Source organism: Streptomyces fractus, assembly GCF_049844455.1.
GTDB classification, from domain to species: domain Bacteria; phylum Actinomycetota; class Actinomycetes; order Streptomycetales; family Streptomycetaceae; genus Streptomyces; species Streptomyces fractus.
On the sequence record NZ_JBMYHI010000002.1, the window covers coordinates 2,346,992 to 2,368,538 of the forward strand.

A 21,547-nucleotide genomic window follows, 5' to 3' on the forward strand; every position below is an offset into this window, starting at 1 on the left:
TGGTGAGCGTATGGATCCACGCTCCCTCACACCCGCGCTCCGCGCCCTGCGCCTCTGTCTGCATCTGCTGACGGCGGGGCTGCTCGCGCTCGTCGTCGTACGGGCCCTCACCGGCCGCTCCGCGGAGCCGGTCGCGGCGGTGGTGACGGTGGCCGGGGCGATGGGCGTCGTCTACGGGGTGGGCGCGGCGCTGCCCGTCGTACGGTCCACGCGGGCGGGCGCCGCGTGGTGGCTCGCCGTGCTCGGTGTGGTGTGGGCGCTGCTGCTCGTGCTCTCGCCGGACGGGCTGTGGCTGGCGTTCCCGCTGTACTTCCTGCTGCTGCATCTGCTGCCCGCGCGCTGGGGAGTTCCCGCGGTGGGCGTCGCGGCGGGCGCGGCCATCTGCTCGTACGTCGGCCATGAGGGGGCGGTGAATCCGGGGGCGTTCATAGGGCCGTTGCTCGGCGCGGCCGTCGCCGTGGCGACCGTGCTCGGCTATCAGGCGCTGTACCGGGAGAGCGAGCGCAGGCAGCAGCTCATCGAGGAGCTGGTCGCCACCCGCGCCGAACTCGCGGCGGCGGAGCGGGCAGGCGGCACCCTCGCCGAGCGCGAGCGGCTGGCCCGCGAGATCCACGACACGCTGGCGCAGGGCCTGTCCTCGATCCAGCTGCTGCTCGTCGCGGCCGGGCGCGAACTGCCCGCCGGCTCCCCCGCCGCCGGGCACGTCGAGCAGGCGAGGTCCACGGCGCAGGACAACCTCGCGGAGGCCCGCCGCTTCGTGCGCGCCCTCGCGCCGCCCGAGCTGGACGTCGGATCGCTGGCCGGGGCCCTCGACCGGCTGTGCGTCACGGCGCCGGGCCTCACCGCCCGTTTCTCGGTGAGCGGCACCCCGCTCGAACTCCCCACGCCGTACGAGGTGGCGCTGTTGCGCATCGCCCAGTCGGCGCTCGCCAACACGGTGCGGCACGCGCGTGCGCGCCGCGCGGAGATCACCCTCAGCTTCATGGAGACCTCGGTGGCCCTGGACGTGGTGGACGACGGCGCAGGCTTCGACCCGGACCGGGCACCGGACGGCGGCGACGGCGGGTTCGGCCTCGTGGCGATGCGATCACGGGTGACCGAACTCGGCGGCACGTTCACCGTCGAATCCGAGCCGGGCACCGGAACAGCCGTCGCGGTGACACTGCCACTGCCACTGCCCTCCGGTGAAGCCGCGTGATCCGGCGCGGCGGGCCACGGGCCATGCCCGGCACCGGACACGACGGCACACCCGTCGCGGCGCCGACGCCACTGCCCACAGGAGGCACCGCATGAACCGGCCCGGCAGGCCGCAGGCCATGGCTGGTCCCGGCGCGGTCGTCGGCGGCGCGTTGGCGATAGGTCACGGAGGTGTCGCGTGATTCGGTTGGTGATCGCCGATGACCATCCCGTCGTGCGGGCCGGGCTGCGGGCCGTGCTGGATGCGGAGGCGGACTTCGTGATCGTCGCGGAGGCCGCGACCGCCGAGCGGGCGGTGGAGCTGGCCGGCGACGTGGATGTCGTCCTCATGGATCTGCAGTTCGGCGCGGGGACGATGCACGGCGCCGAGGCCACCGCGCGGATCGCGGCCCTCGACGACGGGCCGCGCGTTCTCGTGCTCACCACGTACGACACCGAGGCGGACATCCTCGCGGCCGTCGAAGCGGGGGCCTCCGGCTATCTGCTGAAGGACGCGCCGCCGGAGGAGCTCGCGGCCGCGGTGCGCACGGCGGCGTCCGGGCGTTCCGCGCTCGCGCCCGCCGTCGCGGACCGGCTCATGGACCGGATGCGGGCGCCCGCCGAGGCTCTGAGCCGGCGCGAGCTGGAGGTGCTGCGGCACGTCCGGGACGGCCTGTCCAACGCGGAGATCGCCCGCGAGCTGTTCCTGAGCCAGGCCACGGTCAAGTCCCATCTCGTGCACATCTACGCGAAGTTGGGGGTCGACTCGCGGACGGCGGCCGTGGCGCGCGCGACGCGGGACGGGTTGCTGCGGCGCCGATAGGGGCCTACGGAACCACCTCGAAGTCCGCCGCCCGTACCCGCCGCAGCGCCCGTAGCTCCGCCCGCTGGAGCGGCCGCACCGGCACCGCGAGCACCGGGCACACCGCGTGCCGCCGCACGTGCCGGTGGGCGGCGCGGCGCAGGCTCCGGGGGCGTACGCCGACGACGAGCAGGTCGTCGGGGCGCGCGGCGTGTTCGAGCAGGGCCGGTCCCGGGCGGGATCGCACCACGCGGAGCGTCACGTCGAGGTCGGGCGGCAAACCGCCGAGCGCCTCCTCGAACGCCGCCGCCAGCCGCGCGCGGGCCTCCTCGAACCAGTGCCGGGCCCACGCGGCGTCCGGCCACCGCCGATACATGGCCTCACCCTCCGGCGGCTCCCACGCGAGCACCGCCACCAGGGGCCGGGCGGACCGTCGGGCCTCGGCGACCGCCGAGCGCAACGCGGCCAGGCTCGCCGGGGAACCGCCGACTCCGACCACCACGCGCCCACAGAGCCGCTCGCCGTCCATGACAACCCCCTCCTTCTGTGGCCTCCTCCAGGCCACTCCTCTCCGATCGAGGCCCACTCTGTACGCTGATTGGCCTGGACAGCAGGGCCAATCACGGAGTTGTGGCATGGGTGACAAGGCAGTGGTCCGCACCGTGGACGACGGCGGGCGCGGGCTCGGCGGCAGGCGGCTCGGCGCGCTCGTGACCGGCGTCGCCGGGGAGCGCCCCGGCTACCGCGCGCTCGCACAGGGCGTACGGACGCTGCTGCTCGACGGGCGGATCGCGCTGCACACACGGCTGCCCGCGGAACGCGAGTTCGCGGCCTCCCTCGGAGTCAGCCGGGCCACGGTCACGGCCGCGTACGACCTGCTCCGCGAGAGCGGCTACGCGCGCAGCAGGCGCGGCGCCGGGACGTGGACCGAGCTGCCCGAGGGCGCGCGCCCGACGGCCGTGGCCACGCCCGCCGCGGGGGACGACGTGATCGATCTGGCGGTCGCCGCGCCCGGGTTCCTGGAGGACGAACTGTCGGCCGCGTACGCCGCCGCGGCCCCGGACGTCGCCCGGCACGCGCTGACCAACGGCTACCACCCGTACGGCCTGCCGGAGCTGCGCGCGCAGATCGCCGAGCGGTACACGCGGCGCGGGCTGCCCACGCTGCCCGAGCAGATCCTGGTCACGACGGGCGCCCAACAGGCCGTGTCGCTCACCCTCACGCTGCTCGGCAGGCCCGGCGACCGGATCCTCGTGGAGAACCCTTCGTACGCCAACGCCCTGTCCGTGATCCGGCAGTTGGGGATGCGCACCGCGCCGGTTCCGGTCACCGAGGACGGCTGGGACGTGGAACTGATCGGCGCGACGCTGCGGCAGTCGGCGCCCCGGCTCGCGTATCTGATCCCCGACTTCCAGAACCCGACGGGCCGGCTCATGCCGAGCGAGCAGCGGCGGCGGATCATCGCCGCCGCGCGGGCGACCGGCACCTGGCTGGTCATCGACGAGACGATCGCGGACATCGCGCTCGACGGGGTGAGCGAGCCGCCGTTCGCCTCCCTCGCCCCGTCCGGCGGGGGCGAACAGATCGTCACCGTCGGCTCATTGAGCAAGGGGCACTGGAGCGGGCTCCGCGTCGGCTGGGTGCGCGCGGGCACCCGACTGATCACCGAACTGACGACGCTGCGGGTCACCGCGGACATGTCGGGCTCGGTCCTCGACCAGCTGGTGGCGGGGCGGCTGCTCGACCACGAGGAGAGCATCCTGCGCGGCCGGATCCCGGTGCTGCGCGAGCGCCGGGACCGGCTCGCCGAGGCGCTCCGCCGCGAATTCCCGGACTGGCGCTGGCAGCTGCCGCCCGGCGGACTCTCCCTCTGGGTGGACCTGGGGCGGCCGATCGCCTCCGCGCTCGGGCGGGCCGCGCTGCGGCACGGGGTGCGGATCGAGGGCGGGTCACGGTTCGGCGCGGACCCCGGCACGTTCGAGCACCGGCTGCGCGTCCCGTACGTCCAGCCGATCGACGTCGCCGAGGAGGCGGTGCGGCGGATCGCGGCGTCCGTCGACGACGCGGTCGGCGGGCTCGGCGCGGCGGGCGAGGAGCCGGGGCGGCCGCACTGGGTGGCGTAGGCCCCGGCGACGAGCGGGTCAGCGCTGGGAGGGCGGCCCTCCGAACAGCTCCACCGCTCCCCTGACCTGGGACAGCGCCCCGGACAGCGCGCTCACCGAGCCGATCGCCCCCGCGACCAGCAACAGCGAGCGGCGCAGCCTCGGCACTTCGGGCCTGCCCCCGCCGGCCATCGCGTCCAGCGCCGCCAGCTCGTCCTCGGCGATCCCCCGGTCGGGAAACTCGACCGGGTGCGCGGCGAGTTCGCGGCGCAACCGGGACACGGCGGTGCGCAGCTCGTCCACCCGCGGGTCCTCGTCGCTCCCGGTCACAAGCCTCTGCTCCACGCTCCGCAACACAGCTCTCCCCCTCGCACATCCTTGTGCGTGTGTTGTCCTGCTCAGGTACTACTGCACTACTCAACCCGGCCGGAGCGACGGTCGGGCGTCCAACTCGGGTTTACGGCCGCCCAGTTAACGCCACGCGCGGGCGATTCGCCAGTCCGTTGCGCAAGGCAACTGTGAAAATCCGGACCACTTCGATCGCGCCCCGCGTGCGATATGCAGGGGGCATGACGACGAAGAGCACGGAGACGGTGGCGGGGCTGCTGCTCGCCGCGGGTGGCGGGCGGCGGCTCGGCGGGCGGCCCAAGGCATTGCTCCAGCACCGCGGGCGGCCGCTCGTGGAGCACGCGGTGCGCACCTTGCGCGCGGGGGGATGCGATCCCGTGCACGTGGTACTCGGGGCGGCGGCCGGCGACGTACGGGCGCGGGCCGTCCTTGAGGGGTGCCAGGTGACGGAGAACCCGGACTGGGAGGAGGGCATGGGGTCCTCGCTGCGGGCGGGGCTCGGCGCGCTCGCGGACACGTCGGCGTCGGCCGCGCTCGTCCTCCTGGTGGACCAGCCGGGCATCGGCGCCGCGGCGGTGGCCCGGGTCCTCGCCGCGTACGACTCCCCCGCCACGCTCGCGGCGGCGGCGTACGGCGGGGAGCGCGGGCATCCGGTGCTGTTCGGCCGGGACCACTGGACGGGGATCGCGGCGAGTGCGAGCGGTGACCGCGGGGCGCGCGCGTATCTCAAGGAGCGTGCGGGGGTGCTGGAGCTCGTGGAGTGCGGGGACATCGCCGAGGCGTACGACATCGACACGGAAGCGGATCTCGAGCACCTTGAGTAACCGGGCGTGGCACGCAGAGCCACGTTCTGTCGACTCTGAGAATCTCGACGTCAACAAACCATTGAACTTCCACAATGAGGAAACTAATATCCACTGTTGAGAAGGGCCGGTCCCCCAAAGCGGGGCCAGCAGCCATACCCAGGCGGCCCAGGCACCCAGTGCCGCAGGGGCCGTTCGCTCGCTGAAGGAAGTGACAGCCACATGTCCGCACCAGCGCCGTCCCCGCTGGCCATCGTCGACGCCGAGACCCTGCCCGGACAGGGCGAGGTGCTCACCGAAGCGGCACTCGCCTTCGTGGCCGAGCTGCACCGCCTTTTCACGCCCCGCCGTGACGAGCTGCTCGCCCGTCGCACGGAGCGCCGCGCCGAGATCGCCCGCACCTGCACGCTCGACTTCCTCCCGGAGACCGCCGCGATCCGCGCGGACGACACTTGGAAGGTCGCCGAGGCCCCGGCCGCCCTGAACGACCGCCGCGTCGAGATCACGGGACCGACCGACCGCAAGATGACCATCAACGCGCTCAACTCCGGCGCGAAGATCTGGCTCGCCGACTTCGAGGACGCCTCCGCCCCCACGTGGGAGAACGTCATCGGCGGCCAGCTCAACCTCACCAACGCCTACAACCGCGCCATCGACTTCACGGACGAGCGCTCCGGCAAGTCGTACGCGCTGAAGCCCGCCGAGGAACTCGCCACGGTCGTCATGCGCCCCCGCGGCTGGCACCTCAACGAGCGCCACCTCGTGGACGAGTCCGGCAAGCCGGTCCCCGGCGCGCTCGTCGACTTCGGCCTCTACTTCTTCCACAACGCGAAGAAGCTGATCGAGCTCGGCAAGGGCCCGTACTTCTACCTCCCGAAGACGGAGTCGCACCTGGAGGCCCGCCTCTGGAACGAGATCTTCGTCTTCGCGCAGGACTACGTCGGCATCCCGCAGGGCACCGTGCGCGCCACCGTCCTGATCGAGACGATCACGGCCGCGTACGAGATGGAGGAGATCCTCTACGAGCTCCGCGACCACGCCTCCGGCCTGAACGCCGGCCGCTGGGACTACCTCTTCTCCATCGTCAAGAACTTCCGTGACGGCGGCCAGAAGTTCGTCCTGCCGGACCGCAACGCGGTGACGATGACGGCGCCGTTCATGCGCGCCTACACCGAACTCCTCGTCCGCACCTGCCACAAGCGCGGCGCGCACGCCATCGGCGGCATGGCGGCCTTCATCCCGTCCCGGCGCGACGCCGAGGTCAACAAGGTGGCCTTCGCGAAGGTCCGCGACGACAAGGACCGCGAGGCCGGCGACGGCTTCGACGGCTCCTGGGTCGCCCACCCGGACCTCGTGCCGATCGCCATGGAGTCCTTCGACAAGGTCCTCGGCGAGAAGCCGAACCAGAAGGACCGCCTGCGCGAGGACGTCTCGGTGGCCGCGGGCGACCTGATCGCCATCGACTCCCTCGACGCGAAGCCCACCTACGACGGCCTGGTCAACGCCGTCCAGGTCGGCATCCGTTACATCGAGGCGTGGCTGCGCGGCCTCGGCGCCGTCGCGATCTTCAACCTCATGGAGGACGCGGCGACGGCGGAGATCTCCCGCTCCCAGATCTGGCAGTGGATCAACGCGGGCGTCGTCCTCGACAACGGCGAGCCCGTCACCGCGGAGCTGGCCCGCAAGGTCGCCGCCGAGGAACTGTCGAGCATCAAGTCCGAGGTCGGCGAGGAGGCATTCACCGCCGGCAAGTGGCAGCAGGCCCACGACCTCCTCCTCCAGGTCTCCCTGGACGCGGACTACGCGGACTTCCTGACCCTCCCGGCGTACGAGCAGCTCGGCTGACGCCTGCGCGACGAGTGGGGCCCGGCGCCGACGGCGCCGGGCCCCTTCGCGTCCTCAGCCGCCCAGTTCGTCGCTGTGACCCGCCGCGAGGCGCGGCCAGTGCGGGATGGGCCGGCCCCCGGTGCACAGCCGGATGTCCTCGGCCGGTTCGCCCTGACCCTGCGGCCAGCCCTCCGGGGAGTCCTCCCACAGCTCCTGGCGGCCGTAGGCCGTGAGGTCCATCAACCGGTAGCTGTTGTCCACCTGTTCCACGCCGCGCAGCGTGGTCCACCAGGTCTCGAAGACCCGGTCGCCGTCCCGCAGATAGCTCACCAGGTGCATCATCCCGACGTGACGCCCGGTCAGAAGCTCGTCCAGGGACGGCACCGCGGAGTACCAGGGCATGTCCCAGCCCATGAAGTCCCGGTACCGCCTGCTCTCGTCGTACGGGCCCTGGCACAGCACCGCGTACGTGATGTCGCGCGAGTGCAGGTACGACAGCTCCCTGACCTGGCTCGCGCACCAGGTGCAGCCCTCGCACTGCTCGGCGGCCGGGTGCCCCTCGTTCCACATGAAGTAGTACGCGAGGAGCTGTCGGCGGCCCTCGAAGGCGTCGAGCAGCGTGAGCGGCCCTTCGGGTCCGGTCGGCTCCAGGCCGCCGTCCACCTCCACCATGGGCAGCCGACGGCGGGCGGCGGCGATGGCGTCGCCCTCGCGGGTGTGGGCCTTCTCGCGCTCCCGCAGCTTGTCGATCGCGGCCTCGAAGGCGGCCCGGTCGGTCACCGGCGGCAGCGCCGGGGCGTGGTCGGTCATGACTCCTTCTCCCCTCGTGCGTCCGGCCCTTCGGCCAGTTCCTTGATGCGCAGCAGGCGGGTCTCCCAGGAGCGGCCGATCCGGTCGAGCTCCCGGGCGAGCGCGCCGAGCCGGGCGCCGACGGCGATGTGGACCACCTCGCGGCCGCGCTGCTCGGACTCGACGAGACCGACCTCGCGCAGCACCTCCAGGTGCTTGCCGATGGCCTGCCGGCTCACCGGCAGTTCGCGGGCGAGCGCGGACGCGGACATCGGGCCCCGCCCGAGCCGGGTGAGTATCTCCCAGCGGGTCGCGTCGCCGAGCGCGGCACACATGACGGCCGGCGCGGCGGTCATGCCCGGGCCTCGACGAACGCCTTCGCCGCGGCGAGTTCGGTGAGCCAGCCCTTGTCGTTGCCCTCGCGCTCCTTGAGCCAGGCGGCCGGGTCGTCGGCGAGGCCCGAGAACCCGCTCTCGACGACGCGCAGCGTCACCCCGCCCTCCGGGCGTTCGTCGATCCAGAACTCGACGAGGGTCGCGGCCGTGGACTCGTCCCGGAACGGGGTGCCGATCCAGCGGAAGGCGGCGTAGCGCGGCTTGTCGAGCTCGACGGTACGGAAGCGGAACTCGCCCAGCGAGGCGTGCCGCACGACGGCGACCTCCCCCTCGTAGCGGATGTCGGGCTCGGGATCCACGGCGCCGTCGTTGATGTACCAGCCGGGGCGTACGACCAGGTCCCAGACCCGCTCGGCGGGGGCGTCGATGTCGATGCGGCGGGCGATGCGGTCGAGCTCCGCGAGATCGGCCGCGGTGTGAGTGGCGTGTGCGTCGGACATGGGGTCCTCCCTACGACTCTTCCTGCAACCCAAGAGTTGCACATCAAGCCGCGACCCGCAATGGAACGGTTGCAGGTGGGGCGCTCCGTGCCGTGGGCGTCAGCCCACGTGGCGGGACCAGTCCTGTTCGGCCGGGGGCTTTCCGTGCAGGTCGGGGACGCGCTTCAGCCAGGCGGGGCGGCCCCGCTCCGTCGCCGCCGCGCGCTTCGCGTCCGCCGCCGCCAGCTCGTCGCGGGACGGGAAGTCCGTGGGCAGCCAGGAGGCGGAGGAGCGGGCGCGGGCCAGGAGGTACGTGACGTAGGCGTCCCGCGCCTCGTCCGGAGTCGGGAAGTCCACGAGCCAGGCGTCCGGCACCATCGCGAGGATCTCGCGCAGCAGATCCTCGGTGACCTTGGGCGCGAGTTCCGCGTCGGCCGCGCGCGTGTCGGGGCCGTAGCCGCCCAGCGCGTGGTGCCGGAAGTCGTACGCCTTGGACGGGTCCGAGCCGTCCCAGCGGTGGTGGAAGACGAGGGCCGCGCCGTGGTCGATGAGCCAGAGCTTCGGTTCGGCGATGCCGAGGGTGGGCCAGACCATCAGGTTCGAACTGTGCACCGTACGGTCCACGTTGACCGTCAGCGCGTCGAGCCAGACGACGCGGCCCGCCTCCAGCGGGTCGACGGGGAAGGACTCCGCGATCTCCGGCGTGAAGTCGGCCGCGCCCGGCAGGAAGTCCATGCCGAGGTTGAGGCCGCCGCTCGCGTTCAGCAGGTCCTTGACCTCCTGGTGCGGCTCGTCCGCGCCCAGAGCCGGGTCGAAGTGGGCGAGCACCAACTCGGGAAAGCGCAGCCCGAACGCGCGCGCAAGCTCGCCCACGACGATCTCCGCGACGAGCGCCTTCACGCCCTGCGCGGACCCGGTGAACTTGAGCACGTACGTACCCAGGTCGTCCGCCTCGACCACACCGGGGACGGAGCCGCCGGTGCGCAGCGGGTTCACGTAGCGGGTCGCGGTGATCTCTCTGAGCCTGGGCACGCGACCAGGCTATATGTCTTGCCGCAGCACCTGTTCGAGCAGCGAGATCAGCGTCTCCTTGCCGGACTCCCGGTCACGCGCGTCGCACAGCACCACGGTGGTGTCCGGGCCGAGGTCGAGCGCGCGGGAGACCGCTTCCGAGGAGTGGGAACGTACGCCGTCGAAGCAGTTCACCGCGACGACGAACGGGATGCCGCGGCTCTCGAAGTAGTCGACCGCAGGGAAGCAGTCGGCGAGCCTGCGGGTGTCCGCGAGGACGACCGCGCCCAGGCACCCCGTCGCCAGCTCGTCCCACAGGAACCAGAACCGGTCCTGGCCCGGCGTGCCGAACAGGTACAGCGCGAGGTCGTCGCGCAGCGTGATGCGGCCGAAGTCCATGGCCACGGTCGTCGTCGACTTGGTGGTGACGCCGTCGAGGTGGTCCACGCCGCGCGAGGCGACCGTGAGGTCCTCCTCGGTGCGCAGCGGGCGGATCTCGCTGACCGATTCCACCATCGTGGTCTTGCCGACCCCGAAGCCGCCCGCGATCAGCACCTTCAGGGCGGTGAAGTCGGCGCGGGCGGTCGCGGTCGTCGGGTCAGAGTGCGCGAAGGCCATTGATCACTTCTCGGAGGAGGTGGGCGTCGGGGCGGGCGTACGCGGCGGGTTCACCCGTGGCGGGGTCGGCGGCCGGGGCCTTTGGCGGCGTGACCGTGACGAGGGACTTCGCCGTCAGGTCGCCGAGCAGGACGCGTACGACGCCCAGCGGGAGGCCGGAGTCGGACGCCAGGTCGGCCAGCGGGCGCGGGCCGCGCAGGCACAGGGCGAGCAGTTCGCGCTGTTCGGGCGGCAGCGGCCCGTTCGGCCTGGTGCGGGTGGGGCGGACGATGGCCATGAGGTCCATGCGTTCCGCCCCGTTGCCGGTGCGGGCACGGCCAGACGTCATGGCGTAGAGCCGGACGAGGGGCCCCGCGTCCTCGTCGTACCGGTCGGACCAGGCGTCGTCCTTCACGGGGCATCGCCGCCCACGCGGGTCGGTACGCCGAGGTGTTCACGCACGCGGTCCACGAGCAGCGCCATCTCGTACGCGACGAGGCCGATGTCGGCGTGTCCGTCGGTGAACACGGCGAGGCAGGAGCCCTCGCCTGCGGCGACCACGAACAGGAAGCCGCCTTCGAGTTCGACCATCGTCTGGACGACGCCGCCCGCGTCGAAGTGGTGGCCGGCGCCCTTGGCGAGGGAGTGGAAGCCGGAGGCGATGGCGCAGAAGCGCTCGGACTCGTCGCGGCCGAGTGCCGTGGAGGCGCCGACGCACAGGCCGTCGCCGGAGAGCATGACCACGTACCGGACCTCGGGGACGCGGGCGGCCAGCTCGTCGAGGAGCCAGTCGACGCCGGGCCCTTCGCCGCCGAGGCCGGTGACGTTGTACGTCGGGGGCGTGGTGTTCATCGGGGGCCTCCGTCGTTCGGGGCGGCCGGGCCGCCTTCCTCGCGGGCGGCGCGGGCGCGTCTGCGGCCCGAGCTCAGCGATGTCATGGTGGCGCGTGCGGCCTCCGGGGACCGTCCGCCGGGGCCGTCCGGCGCGGGTGTGCTTTCGCGCAGCTCGGGGCTGATGCTGGCCTGGCGCACGCGCCGCGGAAGCTCTCCCGTACCGGGCGCGAGGCTTTCCAGCCCCTGCGGCGATTGAGCAGCGGGGGCCGGGGCGGAGCCCCGGGGCGTAGGACGGTCGGCCTTCACCGTCGGGGTGGCGGCCCGCTGAGGGAACGGTGCCTCCAAGAGCCGCTGCGGGATGAAGACGACCGCCGTGACGCCCCCGTAGACCGACCTCCGCAACGTCACATCGAGCCGCTGCCTCTCGGCGAGCCGATTGACCACGAACAGACCGAGCTTGCGGGAGTCGAGCAGATCGATGTCGGCCGCGTGGATCCGCGCGTTGGCATCGGCGAGCGCCTCGTCACTCATGCCGAGCCCCCGGTCCTCGATCTCCAGACAGGCCCCCGCCCCGACCGGCTCACCACGCACCACCACGGGCGTGTGCGGCGGCGAGAACGACGACGCGTTCTCGGTGAGTTCGGCGACGAGATGCACCACGTCGGCGACCGCCGAGCCCGCGAGCAGAAGCTCAGGGATGTCCTGGAGCTGCACCCGGTCGAAGTCGGCCGTCTCGGCGATCCCCGCGCGAATGGCGTCGATCAGCGGCACCGGATTGCGCCAGGCACGCCCCGGCGCCGAACCGGAGAGGATCAGCAGCGACTCGGCGTGCCGCCGCATACGCGTCGTCAAGTGGTCGACGCGGAACAGGTCTTCGAGGTCGGTGGGGTCCTCCGTGCGGCGCTCCATCGCGTCGAGAAGGTCGAGCTGCCGGTGCAGCAGCACCTGGCTGCGCCGGGCGAGCGACACGTACACACCGGAGACGCCCGTGAGGACCGCGGCCCGGTCCGCGACCGCGCGCAGCGCCGCGCGCTGCACGGTGGTGAGGGCGGCGCCGACCTGCCCGACCTCGTCGCTGTGCGGCGTCTCGTCGAGCGGTGCCTCCTTGTCGAGGTCGATGTTCTCGCCGTTGTGGATGCGCCGCATGGAGGCGGGCAGCCGGGTCGCCGCCATGTCGAGCGCGGTGTCGCGCAGCCCCGTGAGGTCGGCGACGAGGCCGCGCCCGATCCGTACGGAGAGCAGCAGCGACACGATCACGCCGAGCAGGCCGAGGATCACGGCGATCCCTGAACTGCCCAGGGAGGAAAGGGAGTACGGTTCGGCGCCCGCGGCCGCGTCGATCGCGCGCGACTCGGCCTTGTCCAAGGCGGTCAGGGTGCCCTGCGCGTCCGACTGCCAGCGCCCGGCGGGCACCGCGTCGACGGCCCGCCACGCGCCCGCGGCGAGCACCATGTCCTGCACGTGGCTCAGGTCCTGGGCGCCGGTGGTGCCGAGCGCGGCGCGGAAGCCCGTGGCGTCGCGCCCCGTCAGGTCGGGCAGCGCGGCCTCGGTGAGGCTGCGCTGCACCGCCACGTCGCCCACGAAGTCGCGGTACTGGCCGGGCGTCATCTCCCCGCCCGCCGCGTGCGCGGCGCCGAGCAGCGCGTCCTGGCGGCTCAACGCGTCGCGTGCGCGCGCGAGTTGGAGGAGTGTGCGGGCCGTGTCGCTGTCGGCCGCGGCGAGTCCGGCCCGTACGGACAGGGCCCGCCGGACCGCGGTGTCGTAGCCGCCGATGGCCTCCGCGCCGCCCCAGGCCTTCGCCTTCTGGCGCGGCCCGGACAGCGAGTCGGCGCTGAACTTCAGCTTCTGGATGCGGCCGGGCAGCGACGCGTCGAGGTCGGCGAGGTCGGTGCTGATGGAGCGCAGTCCCGCGTTGAGCGAGTCAACTGCCTTGTCGGTGCGGTCCGTTGCCTCGGTGAAGTCCTGCCGCGTGGTGGCGTCGTGGGCGGCGCGGTACTTCATGGCGGCCGCGCGCTCGCCCTGGACGGCGACGGTGAAGCGTGAAATCGGCGTGACGAGCGCCGAGTTCACCTCTTTCAGCTGTTCCTTGTCGGATATCTGCGACGCCGTGGTCACCGCCGCATGGCCCCACAGCGCCATCACGGAGACGACGGGGACCGTGAGCAGGGTGACGACCTTGGCTCTGATCGATTTGGAGCGCAGCCGTTCGGGCAGCGGAAAGCGCGCGGGCATGGGTCAGCTCCTCGGCCGGGCCTGAGTGGTGTGGTGGGGGGTGGTGGCGTACGCCGAAAGGGGCGCAGCGGTCGCGCTCGCCTGCGCGAGAAGCGCGCCTATGTGGCGGGCAGTTCGACCTCGTGCAGCGGGCGGGCCGCGGCCTCGCTGCGCGCACGCTCTTCGGCCGTCGGCGACAGTGCGACGAACGCGCAGGTGAGGAAGAGGAACGAGCCGAGCACGACGGCCAGCGGCAGGATGAACGCGGTCGCGGTGGCGCCGGAAAGCGGCGCCGTCCCCGGGTGGACGCTGACCTTCGCGGCGGCCATTCCGGTGTAGTGCATGCTGCTCACCGCGAGGCCCATCACGAGGGCGGCGACGGCCGCGACCACGGGTCCGCGCACGGACAGCGCGGCCCACAGCGCGGCGGACGCGGCGACGACGGCGATCACCACGGAGACGGCCACGAGCACGGGGTCGTAGGAGAGGGTCCCGTTGAGCCGCACGGCCGACATGCCGATGTAGTGCATCGCGGCGACGCCGAGCCCGGTGCCGAGTCCGCCGAGCACGACGGAGAGCGCGCGGGACCTGCCGTAGCCGGCGACGAACATGCCCGCGCCGACCACCAGGATCGCCACGAGGAGGCTCAGGAGGGTGAGGGGGATGTCGTAGCGGATCGCGGTGCCGTCGACGGTGTAGCCGAGCATCGCGATGAAGTGCATCGTCCAGATCCCGGCGCCGATCGCGACGGACGCGGTCACCAGCCAGTTCCGCTTGGACCGCTGCCCCGCGGCCTGGGCGCGTGCGGTGCAGCGCAGACCCAGAGCGGATCCCACGACGGCCATCACGTACGACAGGAGCGGGGTGATCCAGCCTCCAGTCATGTGGTGCATGTGCCCCATATTCGCTACGGGTCCCTCTCACTCTTCACATCGGCCCCCGGTCGACCGGGACGCTAACACGCATCCAACGGCCTGATCAGAGCGGCAATTGGCCTGAATCAGAGGGGTTACCGACCGGTAGAGCCCGAGTTCATGGGGCCTTCACAAAGTGGCGCTTCCTGTGACCGCGGATGATGTTGCGACTCTTGTCACGCCGCGCCTCGGGACGCTCCGGACATTGCCGCCGTTCCTCGCGCGACGCCCATGAGGAGAGGTTTCAGGAGGTGCCGTCGCGCAGCGCCTTCGCCAGCACGCTCTCCCCGGTCACGGTCACGGTGACGCGCCCGCCGCGCACCGCCTCGACCAGACCGACCACCCCTCGGGCGACCTCGCCGCACACCTCTTCCCCGAGGATCAGCCGCGCGTCCGGCTCCCCGTCCGGGTACACCCCGTCCCCATAGACGGGCTCACCGCCGAGCCGCACATGGAAGACCCCTTCGTCGACCCGTACCTCCACCGCGCCCGGCTCCCCCAATGTCTCCAACTGGCGCGCCAGCGGCAGCGCCAGCCAGTGCGCCCGCACCGCGTCCGTGGGCCGCCGCTCGGCGAGGCCCGGCGCACCCCACTCCCCGAGGGCGCGGAGCACGGGCAGCAATCCGCGTCCACGCTCGGTCAGTTCGTACACGTACGCCGACGCGGGCGCCGGGAGCCTGCGCCGCTCGGCCAGCCCGTCCCGCTCCATGTCCTTGAGCCGCGTGGCCAGCATGTCCGTGCTGACACCCGGCAGGTCGGCGTGCAGATCGGTGTAGCGGCGCGGCCCGGCGAGGAGTTCGCGCGCGATGAGGAGCGTCCAGCGGTCCCCGACGACGTCGAGCGCGCGGGCGACGGCGCAGTACTGGTCGTAGCTTCGGCGTGGCATGGCGCGCAGTCTATGCAACTTGTTGGACTTTCCAAGCGTCCACTTGGTAAAACCAAGTGACGAGAGCGACACCTGGTCCGCCTGGAGGGCACGCGCATGGAGTTCCGGCAGTCGAGCAAGCTGAGCGAGGTCTGTTACGAGATCCGCGGCCCGGTGATCGAGCACGCCAACGCCCTTGAGGAGGCGGGCCACAGCGTCCTGCGCCTGAACACCGGCAACCCGGCCCTGTTCGGCTTCGAGGCGCCGGAGGAGATCGTCCAGGACATGATCCGGATGCTCCCCCAGGCCCACGGTTACACGGACTCGCGCGGCATCCTCTCCGCCCGCCGCGCCGTCGCCCAGCGCTACCAGGCGCTCGGCCTCGATGTCGGGGTCGACGACGTCTTCCTCGGCAACGGCGTGTCCGAACTGGTCTCGATGGCGATCCAGGCGCTCCTGGAGGACGGCGACGAAGTACTCATCCCCGCCCCGGACTTCCCGCTCTGGACCGCGGTCACCACGCTCTCCGGCGGCAAGGCCGTCCACTATCTCTGCGACGAGCAGTCGGACTGGTACCCGGACCTCGCCGACATGGAGTCGAAGATCACCGACCGCACGAAGGCGGTCGTCATCATCAACCCCAACAACCCGACCGGCGCGGTCTACCCGAAGGAGATCATCGAGGGCATCCTCGATCTCGCCCGCCGGCACGGCCTGATGGTGTTCGCCGACGAGATCTACGACCAGATCCTCTACGACGACGCGGTGCACCACACCGCCGCCACCCTCGCCCCCGACCTCGTCGTCCTCACCTTCTCCGGCCTGTCGAAGACGTACCGGGTCGCCGGGTTCCGCTCCGGTTGGATGGTCGTCACGGGCCCGCAGCAGCACGCGAAGAACTACCTGGAGGGCCTGACCATGCTGGCCTCCATGCGGCTGTGCCCGAACGCGCCCGCCCAGTACGCCATCCAGGCCGCGCTCGGCGGCCGCCAGTCGATCCGCGAACTCACCGCGCCCGGCGGCCGGTTGCTGGAACAGCGCGACAAGGCGTGGGAGAAGCTGAACGAGATCCCCGGCGTCAGCTGCGTGAAGCCCAAGGGCGCGCTGTACGCCTTCCCGCGCATCGACCCGAAGGTGCACCGCATCGTCGACGACGAGAAGTTTGTCCTCGACCTGCTGCTGCGCGAGAAGATCCAGGTCGTCCAGGGCACCGGCTTCAACTGGCCGCACCCGGACCACTTCCGCATCCTCACGCTTCCGTACGCCGACGATCTCGATGCCGCGATCAGCCGGATCGGACGCTTCCTGAGCGGATACCGTCAGTGACGTGATCACTTCGACGACATGCGGTGCCTGTGGGCACGCCAGCCACACGCAGTTCGCGTCCCCCGACCTGGTCGGGCCCATCGTGTCCGGGCGCTTCGACCGGGCGCGGGATCCCGCGTGGCGGAAGTCGGGCGCGGCGACGGTCGAGGACTACGCGCGCTGGTGCGGGCACCTGTGCGGGGCGACGTGCCTGCGCATGGCGCTCGGCCCCGGCGCGCCCACGCTCTTCGAACTGCGCGACGGGGCGCTGAAGTTCGGCGCGTACCGGGTGGACGGCGAGGGCGAGATCCGCGGCATGATCTACGCGCCCGCGGTCGAGTACGTACGGGAGGTGCACGGCGTCGGCGCGGAGGTGCACCGCGCGCTCGGTGTGGACGAGATCGGCGAACTGCTCGACACCGGCCGCCTCGTCATCGCCTCCGTGCACAAGTCGATCCGCCGCCCGCACGAGCCGGCGCCCGGCCGCGGCGGCCACTTGGTCCTCGTCACGGCCCGCACCCCTGACGGCTCCGGCTACCACTTCCACAACCCCTCGGGCACGGACGCGGCGACGCGCATTGCGGAGCTCTCCGTGGAGCGCTTCGAGGAGTTCTTCGCGGGGCGGGGCATGTCGCTGGCCATGGGCCATTCAAGCCCGAGCGGCGGTTGAGCAGCCAATCGAGCCCGAGCGGCGGTTGAGCAGCCAATCGAGCCCGAGCGGCGGTTGAGCAGCCAATCGAGCCCGAGCGGCGGTTGAGCAGCCAATCTAGCCCCTGCGGCGATTGAGCAGCGGGGTCCGGGGCGGAGCCCCGAGGCCGGGGGAACGGTGCCGGGCCCCGGGGTCAGCTCCCGCCCAGCAACGAGTCGAGCGCCGACACCGGGTCACGGCCCGGCTCGCCTCGGGGCCACCAGTCGTCGCGGTCCGGCTCGGACTCGTACCCGTACCACCACCCGTCGCGGCCCAGCCGGAGCTGGACGGACGACGTCGACAGATGGTTGCGGTGGGGCCGGAAGTCCGGGTGGCCCATGGCCAGGAGGGCAGGGCGGGCGCGGTCGAAGGGGCCCGCCGGCGGGTCCCACTCCTCCTCCAGGACCGAGAGACCTTCGAGCCCGCCCTGGCGCCAGGCCGCGACGGCCCGCGCCAGATCCGTGGGCGTGCGCCCGGTGCCGCGGGACAGCGAGGAATACAGGGCGCGCGTCGCCGCCGTGAGGCCCGAGCCGGGGTGGGCCGCCGCGAGCCGGACCGCGTCCTGCCACGGGGTCAGCGGAGCGATCGGATCGGCGCCGGTGGTGAGCAACGCGTGGGCGCGGACCCCCGCCTCCGTGGCGAGGAGGTCGAGCGCGAGCGGGTCGGGGGCGTCGGGCGCCTGGGGGTAGGAGGGCGGGCGCTCGGGGTACCGCGGGGGCGGGAACTCCGGTGGCAGTTGCGGCAGTTGACCGACCCGCGCGCTCACGTACGCGTCCTTCGCCGGGAGCGAGTCCAGCTCGGGGGCCCGCGCCTTGGAGCGCTCCTCCGCCTCGTGCACCGAGCTGCGGCGGGTCAGCGCCCGCAGCAGCTCCTGCTCGCCTCGGCCGCGCAGCAGGAACAGGACGAACGGGTCCTCGTCGAGGAGCCGCGCCGTCTGGTAGCAGAGCGCCGCCGCGTGCTTGCAGGGGTGGCCGCGGTCAGGGCAGGTGCACTCGGGGGTGAGGTCGTCGACCGTGGGCAGCAGATCGGCCGCCGCCAGCGCGTGCGGCACGTCCTTGTCCAGGAGCGACGCCAGGTGCTCGGGGCGGGCCGCGGCCGTGTCCAGGAAGCGGTCCCACGCCTCGTCCGGCAGTGTGCGCAGCCGCAGTTCGGCCCGGTACGGGCGGGGGCGCGAGCCGTGGACGTAGGCGACGACGCGGCCCGGGGTGACGGTGATCGCGTCGACGTGACCCCGGTCCGCGTAGGCACGGCCGCGCGTGAGGCGGCCCTGGTCCAGGGCCGTGTCCTCCAGGGCGTCCACCCAGGCATTGCCCCACCAGGTGAGGGCGAAGGCGCCGCCCGGCTCGGCGCGCGGGGGCAGCGGCGGGAACGTGCGGCGCGCGTCCAGGTGCCGGGCCCGCGCCTGCTCGTCGGCGCCCGCGCGGCCCGGCACGTGCGGCCGGTGCGTCCTGTGGGGCCTTCGCGTCGGGCTCATCGCGTCGCCTCCCTGCGCAGCGTCACGAGGTCCGTGAGCTCCCGGTCGGTCAGCTCGGAGAGCGCGGCCTCGCCGGTGCCGAGCACGGCGTCCGCCAACGCCCGCTTCGTCGCGAGGAGTTCGGCGATCCGGTCCTCCACGGTGCCCTCGGTGATGAGCCGGTGGACCTGCACGGGTTGGGTCTGGCCGATGCGGTACGCACGGTCGGTGGCCTGCTCCTCCACGGCCGGGTTCCACCAGCGGTCGAAGTGGATCACGTGCCCCGCGCGCGTGAGGTTGAGTCCGGTGCCGGCCGCCTTCAGGGAGAGCAGGAAGACGGGCACCTCACCGGACTGGAAACGGTCGACCATGCGCTCGCGCTCGACGATGGTGCTGCCGCCGTGCAGAAGCTGGCTGGGGATGCCGCGGGTGGTCAGGTGCGTGGCGAGGAGCTTGGCCATGGACACGTACTGGGTGAAGACGAGGACCGCGCCCTCTTCGGCCACGATCGTGTCCAACAGCTCGTCCAGGAGGGCGAGTTTGCCGGAGCGGCCCGCGAGGCGCGGCCGGGTGCCGTCGCCCTGGCCCTCCTTGAGGTACTGCGCCGGGTGGTTGCAGATCTGCTTCAGCGACGTCAGCAGCTTCATGATCAGGCCGCGCCGGCCGATCCCCTCGGCCTCCTCGATCTGCGCCATCGACTCGCGCACGACGGCCTCGTAGAGCGACACCTGCTCGCGGGTGAGCGGCGCGGGGTGGTCGGACTCGGTCTTCGGGGGCAGTTCGGGGACGATGCCGGGGTCGGACTTCTTACGGCGCAGGATGAACGGGCGCACCAGGCGGGCCAGCCGCTCGATCGCCTCCGGGTTCGTCCCGCCCTGGCCCTGGAGGGGGACCTCGCCCTCGACCACGCGCGCGTGCCGGGCACGGAAGGCCTTGAGGGGGCCGAGCAGTCCGGGTGTCGTCCAGTCGAGGAGGGCCCACAGCTCCGACAGGTCGTTCTCCACCGGGGTGCCGGTGAGGGCCACGCGCGCGGGGGTCTCGATCGTGCGCAGCGCCTTCGCCGTCGCCGAGTTGGGGTTCTTCACGTGCTGCGCCTCGTCCGCGACGACCATGCCCCAGGTGTGTCCCGCGAGGTCGGCGGCGCGGGTGCGCAGGGTGCCGTACGTGGTGAGGACGAACCCGCCTTCGACGCCTGCCAGGGTGCGGTCCGCGCCGTGGAAGCGGCGCACCGGGACGCCGGGGGCGAACCGCTCGATCTCCCGCTGCCAGTTGCCGAGCAGGGACGCCGGGCAGACGACGAGCGTGGGCGCGGGCCGGTCGCGGCGCAGGTGCAGCGCGATGAGCGTGACGGTCTTGCCGAGTCCCATGTCGTCGGCGAGGCAGCCGCCGAGGCCGAGCGAGGTCATGAGGTCGAGCCAGGCGAGGCCGCGCAGTTGGTAGTCGCGCAGTGTCGCGTGCAGGCCCTCGGGCGGCTCGACGGTGTCGATGCCCCGGGTGAGCCGGTCGCGCAGCTCGGCGAGGCGGCCCGCGGGCACGGCCGCGACCCGCTCCCCGTCGATCTCGGCCTCGCCGGTGAGCGCGACCGCCAGCGCGTCGACGGGTTCGAGGAGGCCCAACTCCCGCTTGCGGGCCTTGCGGACGAGGTCGGGGTCGACGACCACCCACTGGTCGCGAAGGCGTACCACCGCGCGGTGCGACTCTGCGAGGAGGTCCATCTCGCGCTCGGTCAGCGGGTCCCCGTCGAGCGCCACCTGCCAGTTGAACTTCAGCAGTTCCTCGCTGTCGAAGAACGGCGTCCCGTCGGTGGCCGATCCCGGCGCGGCCTGTGCGCGCACCACGGCGGTGGCGGTCAGGGAGCGGGCGATGTCCCTCGGCCAGTGCAGGGTGACTCCCGCCTTGGCGAGGCGCGCGGCGCCGGGCCCGAGCAGATCCGTCAGCTCGCTGTCGGACAGGGCCAGCACGTCCGGCACATCCTGCTCCAGGAGGCGGCCGAGCGGCGGCCAGGCGAGCGCGGCCCGCCGCACCGCGAGCACCGCGTCGATCCGGGCGCGCGGCCCGAAGTGCTCACCGGCCTCCCCCGCCCAGAGTCCGGCGGCGTCGACCACGCGCGTGGGGTCGGCGAGGCTGTGCACCTGGACGATGGCGGCGCCCGCGCGGCGCGCACCCGCGTCGCCCTCGGCGCTGCCGATGTCGTCTCCGTCGTCTCCGTCGAACAACGCGCCCTGCGACAGGTCCAGCCGCAGCGACACCTTCACGCCCGCGTCGAGCCCGGCCGCCGCCTCGACCGCCCAGGGGCGGGCCCGCGGAATGTGCTGGGCGGCAGCCGCGGCGAACGGCGCGCCCGCCGCGTGCGCCGCGGCCGGGGTGCGGGGCAGCGCGTCGGCCACCGCGTCGAGCAGTGCCCGCACCAGCGCCTCCGGCTGCGGGACCCGCAGCGGCCTGCTCCCCGCAACCGGCGTCGCGTATCCCTCGGGTGGCAGGGCGGCGGCGATGCCCCGCACCTGCGCCACGTCGTCCTCGTCGAGCGGGCCGGCGCGCCACGCGTCGTGGTCGGACGCGGTGAGACCCGGCAGCAGGCGGCCCCGCGCCACCAGGTGCAGCGCGTGCGCCGCGGCCGCGCCCCAGGCGGCCGCCGCCGGGTGGGCTCCCCGGGTGCGGCGGGCCCGAAGGAGGTGCGGCAGCGCGTCGAGGACCGGCAGCACGAGAGCGGGAACCTTGTGGCTGCGCACACCGGACCCGTGCGACCGCACGACGGTCAGCTCACCGTCGGCCCCCGGAATCTCCGACCCGCCTGGCCGGCCTGGCCCGCCCGGCACGCCCGATCCACCTGGCCCGCCCGGCCCATCCGGCGCGTCCGGGGTCCAGAAGGCGATCCGGCCCGCGCGCGGCAGCGGATCCGGCAGGAAGACGGCGGCAGCGCTCAGCGGGACACCCTGAGAATCCGGCACGCCCACGCCACCTCCCTTCCCTCTCTCCGCTCATGCCTCGATGACCTCTACGACCTTACGG

General features: G+C 72.9%; 21 protein-coding genes. 7 read left to right on the forward strand and 14 right to left on the reverse strand.

Features of this window, described 5'->3' with window-relative positions:
* Positions 1 to 10: 10 nt before the first annotated feature.
* Together ACP4E5_RS12520 and ACP4E5_RS12525 are read left to right on the forward strand one after the other, a co-directional pair.
* Positions 11 to 1,198, forward strand: a complete 1,188-nt coding sequence (locus tag ACP4E5_RS12520) for a sensor histidine kinase (protein WP_425827999.1) — start codon at positions 11 to 13, stop codon at positions 1,196 to 1,198.
* 177 nt (positions 1,199 to 1,375) lie between these two features.
* Positions 1,376 to 1,999, forward strand: a complete 624-nt coding sequence (locus ACP4E5_RS12525) for a response regulator (RefSeq protein WP_425828001.1) — start codon at positions 1,376 to 1,378, stop codon at positions 1,997 to 1,999.
* Between the two features lie 4 nt (positions 2,000 to 2,003).
* Here ACP4E5_RS12525 and ACP4E5_RS12530 read toward each other — a convergent pair whose 3' ends face one another.
* Positions 2,004 to 2,507, reverse strand: a complete 504-nt coding sequence (locus ACP4E5_RS12530) for a universal stress protein (protein ID WP_425828003.1) — start codon at positions 2,505 to 2,507, stop codon at positions 2,004 to 2,006.
* Positions 2,508 to 2,613: 106 nt separating this feature from the next.
* Between ACP4E5_RS12530 and yczR the strand changes: the two genes are divergently transcribed.
* Entirely contained in the window at positions 2,614 to 4,101 is a 1,488-nt protein-coding gene (gene yczR / locus ACP4E5_RS12535) for a MocR-like transcription factor YczR (RefSeq protein WP_425828005.1), read from the forward strand.
* Between the two features lie 18 nt (positions 4,102 to 4,119).
* On the opposite strand, the gene ACP4E5_RS12540 is transcribed toward yczR, so the two are convergent.
* Positions 4,120 to 4,437: a DUF5955 family protein gene (locus ACP4E5_RS12540; RefSeq protein ID WP_425828007.1), complete on the reverse strand. Its 318-nt coding sequence runs from the start codon at positions 4,435 to 4,437 to the stop codon at positions 4,120 to 4,122.
* A gap of 212 nt (positions 4,438 to 4,649) precedes the next feature.
* Between ACP4E5_RS12540 and ACP4E5_RS12545 the strand changes: the two genes are divergently transcribed.
* Together ACP4E5_RS12545 and aceB are read left to right on the forward strand one after the other, a co-directional pair.
* A complete protein-coding gene (locus ACP4E5_RS12545; protein ID WP_425828009.1) occupies positions 4,650 to 5,252 on the forward strand; it encodes a nucleotidyltransferase family protein in 603 nt (200 codons plus the stop codon).
* Between the two features lie 201 nt (positions 5,253 to 5,453).
* A complete protein-coding gene (gene aceB / locus ACP4E5_RS12550) occupies positions 5,454 to 7,076 on the forward strand; it encodes a malate synthase A (RefSeq protein WP_425828011.1) in 1,623 nt (540 codons plus the stop codon).
* A 54-nt stretch (positions 7,077 to 7,130) separates the two neighbouring features.
* Here the strand turns inward: aceB and ACP4E5_RS12555 are convergent, their stop codons facing one another.
* The 10 genes from ACP4E5_RS12555 to ACP4E5_RS12600 all read right to left on the reverse strand — a co-directional run bounded on the left by ACP4E5_RS12555 (position 7,131) and on the right by ACP4E5_RS12600 (position 15,113).
* Positions 7,131 to 7,868 carry a DUF899 family protein gene (locus tag ACP4E5_RS12555; RefSeq protein WP_425828013.1) on the reverse strand — a complete coding sequence of 246 codons (738 nt, stop codon included), beginning with the start codon at positions 7,866 to 7,868 and terminating at the stop codon, positions 7,131 to 7,133.
* Positions 7,865 to 8,203: an ArsR/SmtB family transcription factor gene (locus ACP4E5_RS12560; protein ID WP_425828015.1), complete on the reverse strand. Its 339-nt coding sequence runs from the start codon at positions 8,201 to 8,203 to the stop codon at positions 7,865 to 7,867. Before ACP4E5_RS12560 ends, ACP4E5_RS12555 begins: the two co-directional genes overlap by 4 nt.
* Positions 8,200 to 8,682 carry an SRPBCC family protein gene (locus tag ACP4E5_RS12565; RefSeq protein ID WP_425828017.1) on the reverse strand — a complete coding sequence of 161 codons (483 nt, stop codon included), beginning with the start codon at positions 8,680 to 8,682 and terminating at the stop codon, positions 8,200 to 8,202. The genes ACP4E5_RS12560 and ACP4E5_RS12565 overlap by 4 nt, the downstream gene beginning before the upstream one ends.
* 99 nt (positions 8,683 to 8,781) lie before the next feature.
* On the reverse strand, positions 8,782 to 9,693 hold the full coding sequence (locus tag ACP4E5_RS12570) for a HipA family kinase (RefSeq protein WP_425828019.1): 912 nt from the start codon (positions 9,691 to 9,693) through the stop codon (positions 8,782 to 8,784).
* A 9-nt stretch (positions 9,694 to 9,702) separates the two neighbouring features.
* Positions 9,703 to 10,290 (reverse strand): GTP-binding protein, encoded by a 588-nt coding sequence (locus tag ACP4E5_RS12575; RefSeq protein ID WP_425828021.1) that lies wholly within the window; start codon positions 10,288 to 10,290, stop codon positions 9,703 to 9,705.
* Positions 10,271 to 10,618, reverse strand: a complete 348-nt coding sequence (locus tag ACP4E5_RS12580; RefSeq protein ID WP_425841245.1) for a DUF742 domain-containing protein — start codon at positions 10,616 to 10,618, stop codon at positions 10,271 to 10,273. The genes ACP4E5_RS12575 and ACP4E5_RS12580 overlap by 20 nt, the downstream gene beginning before the upstream one ends.
* Before the next feature lie 62 nt (positions 10,619 to 10,680).
* Positions 10,681 to 11,121, reverse strand: coding sequence for a roadblock/LC7 domain-containing protein (locus tag ACP4E5_RS12585; protein ID WP_425828023.1), 441 nt, complete (start codon positions 11,119 to 11,121; stop codon positions 10,681 to 10,683).
* Entirely contained in the window at positions 11,118 to 13,334 is a 2,217-nt protein-coding gene (locus ACP4E5_RS12590) for a sensor histidine kinase (protein WP_425828025.1), read from the reverse strand. Before ACP4E5_RS12590 ends, ACP4E5_RS12585 begins: the two co-directional genes overlap by 4 nt.
* Positions 13,335 to 13,432: 98 nt before the next feature.
* Complete coding sequence (locus ACP4E5_RS12595) at positions 13,433 to 14,215, reverse strand: MHYT domain-containing protein (RefSeq protein WP_425828027.1); 783 nt, start codon at positions 14,213 to 14,215, stop codon at positions 13,433 to 13,435.
* 256 nt (positions 14,216 to 14,471) lie between these two features.
* Entirely contained in the window at positions 14,472 to 15,113 is a 642-nt protein-coding gene (locus tag ACP4E5_RS12600) for a winged helix-turn-helix transcriptional regulator (protein WP_425828029.1), read from the reverse strand.
* 96 nt (positions 15,114 to 15,209) lie between these two features.
* On the opposite strand from ACP4E5_RS12600, the gene ACP4E5_RS12605 reads away from it, so the two are divergent.
* Both ACP4E5_RS12605 and ACP4E5_RS12610 read left to right on the forward strand, forming a co-directional pair.
* Positions 15,210 to 16,418, forward strand: a complete 1,209-nt coding sequence (locus tag ACP4E5_RS12605; protein ID WP_425828031.1) for a pyridoxal phosphate-dependent aminotransferase — start codon at positions 15,210 to 15,212, stop codon at positions 16,416 to 16,418.
* Position 16,419: 1 nt separating this feature from the next.
* Positions 16,420 to 17,067, forward strand: coding sequence for a peptidase (locus ACP4E5_RS12610; protein ID WP_425828033.1), 648 nt, complete (start codon positions 16,420 to 16,422; stop codon positions 17,065 to 17,067).
* A gap of 172 nt (positions 17,068 to 17,239) precedes the next feature.
* Here ACP4E5_RS12610 and ACP4E5_RS12615 read toward each other — a convergent pair whose 3' ends face one another.
* Both ACP4E5_RS12615 and ACP4E5_RS12620 read right to left on the reverse strand, forming a co-directional pair.
* Positions 17,240 to 18,559, reverse strand: a complete 1,320-nt coding sequence (locus ACP4E5_RS12615) for an SWIM zinc finger family protein (RefSeq protein ID WP_425828035.1) — start codon at positions 18,557 to 18,559, stop codon at positions 17,240 to 17,242.
* Entirely contained in the window at positions 18,556 to 21,486 is a 2,931-nt protein-coding gene (locus ACP4E5_RS12620; protein ID WP_425828037.1) for a DEAD/DEAH box helicase, read from the reverse strand. The genes ACP4E5_RS12615 and ACP4E5_RS12620 overlap by 4 nt, the downstream gene beginning before the upstream one ends.
* Between the last annotated feature and the right edge of the window lie 61 nt (positions 21,487 to 21,547).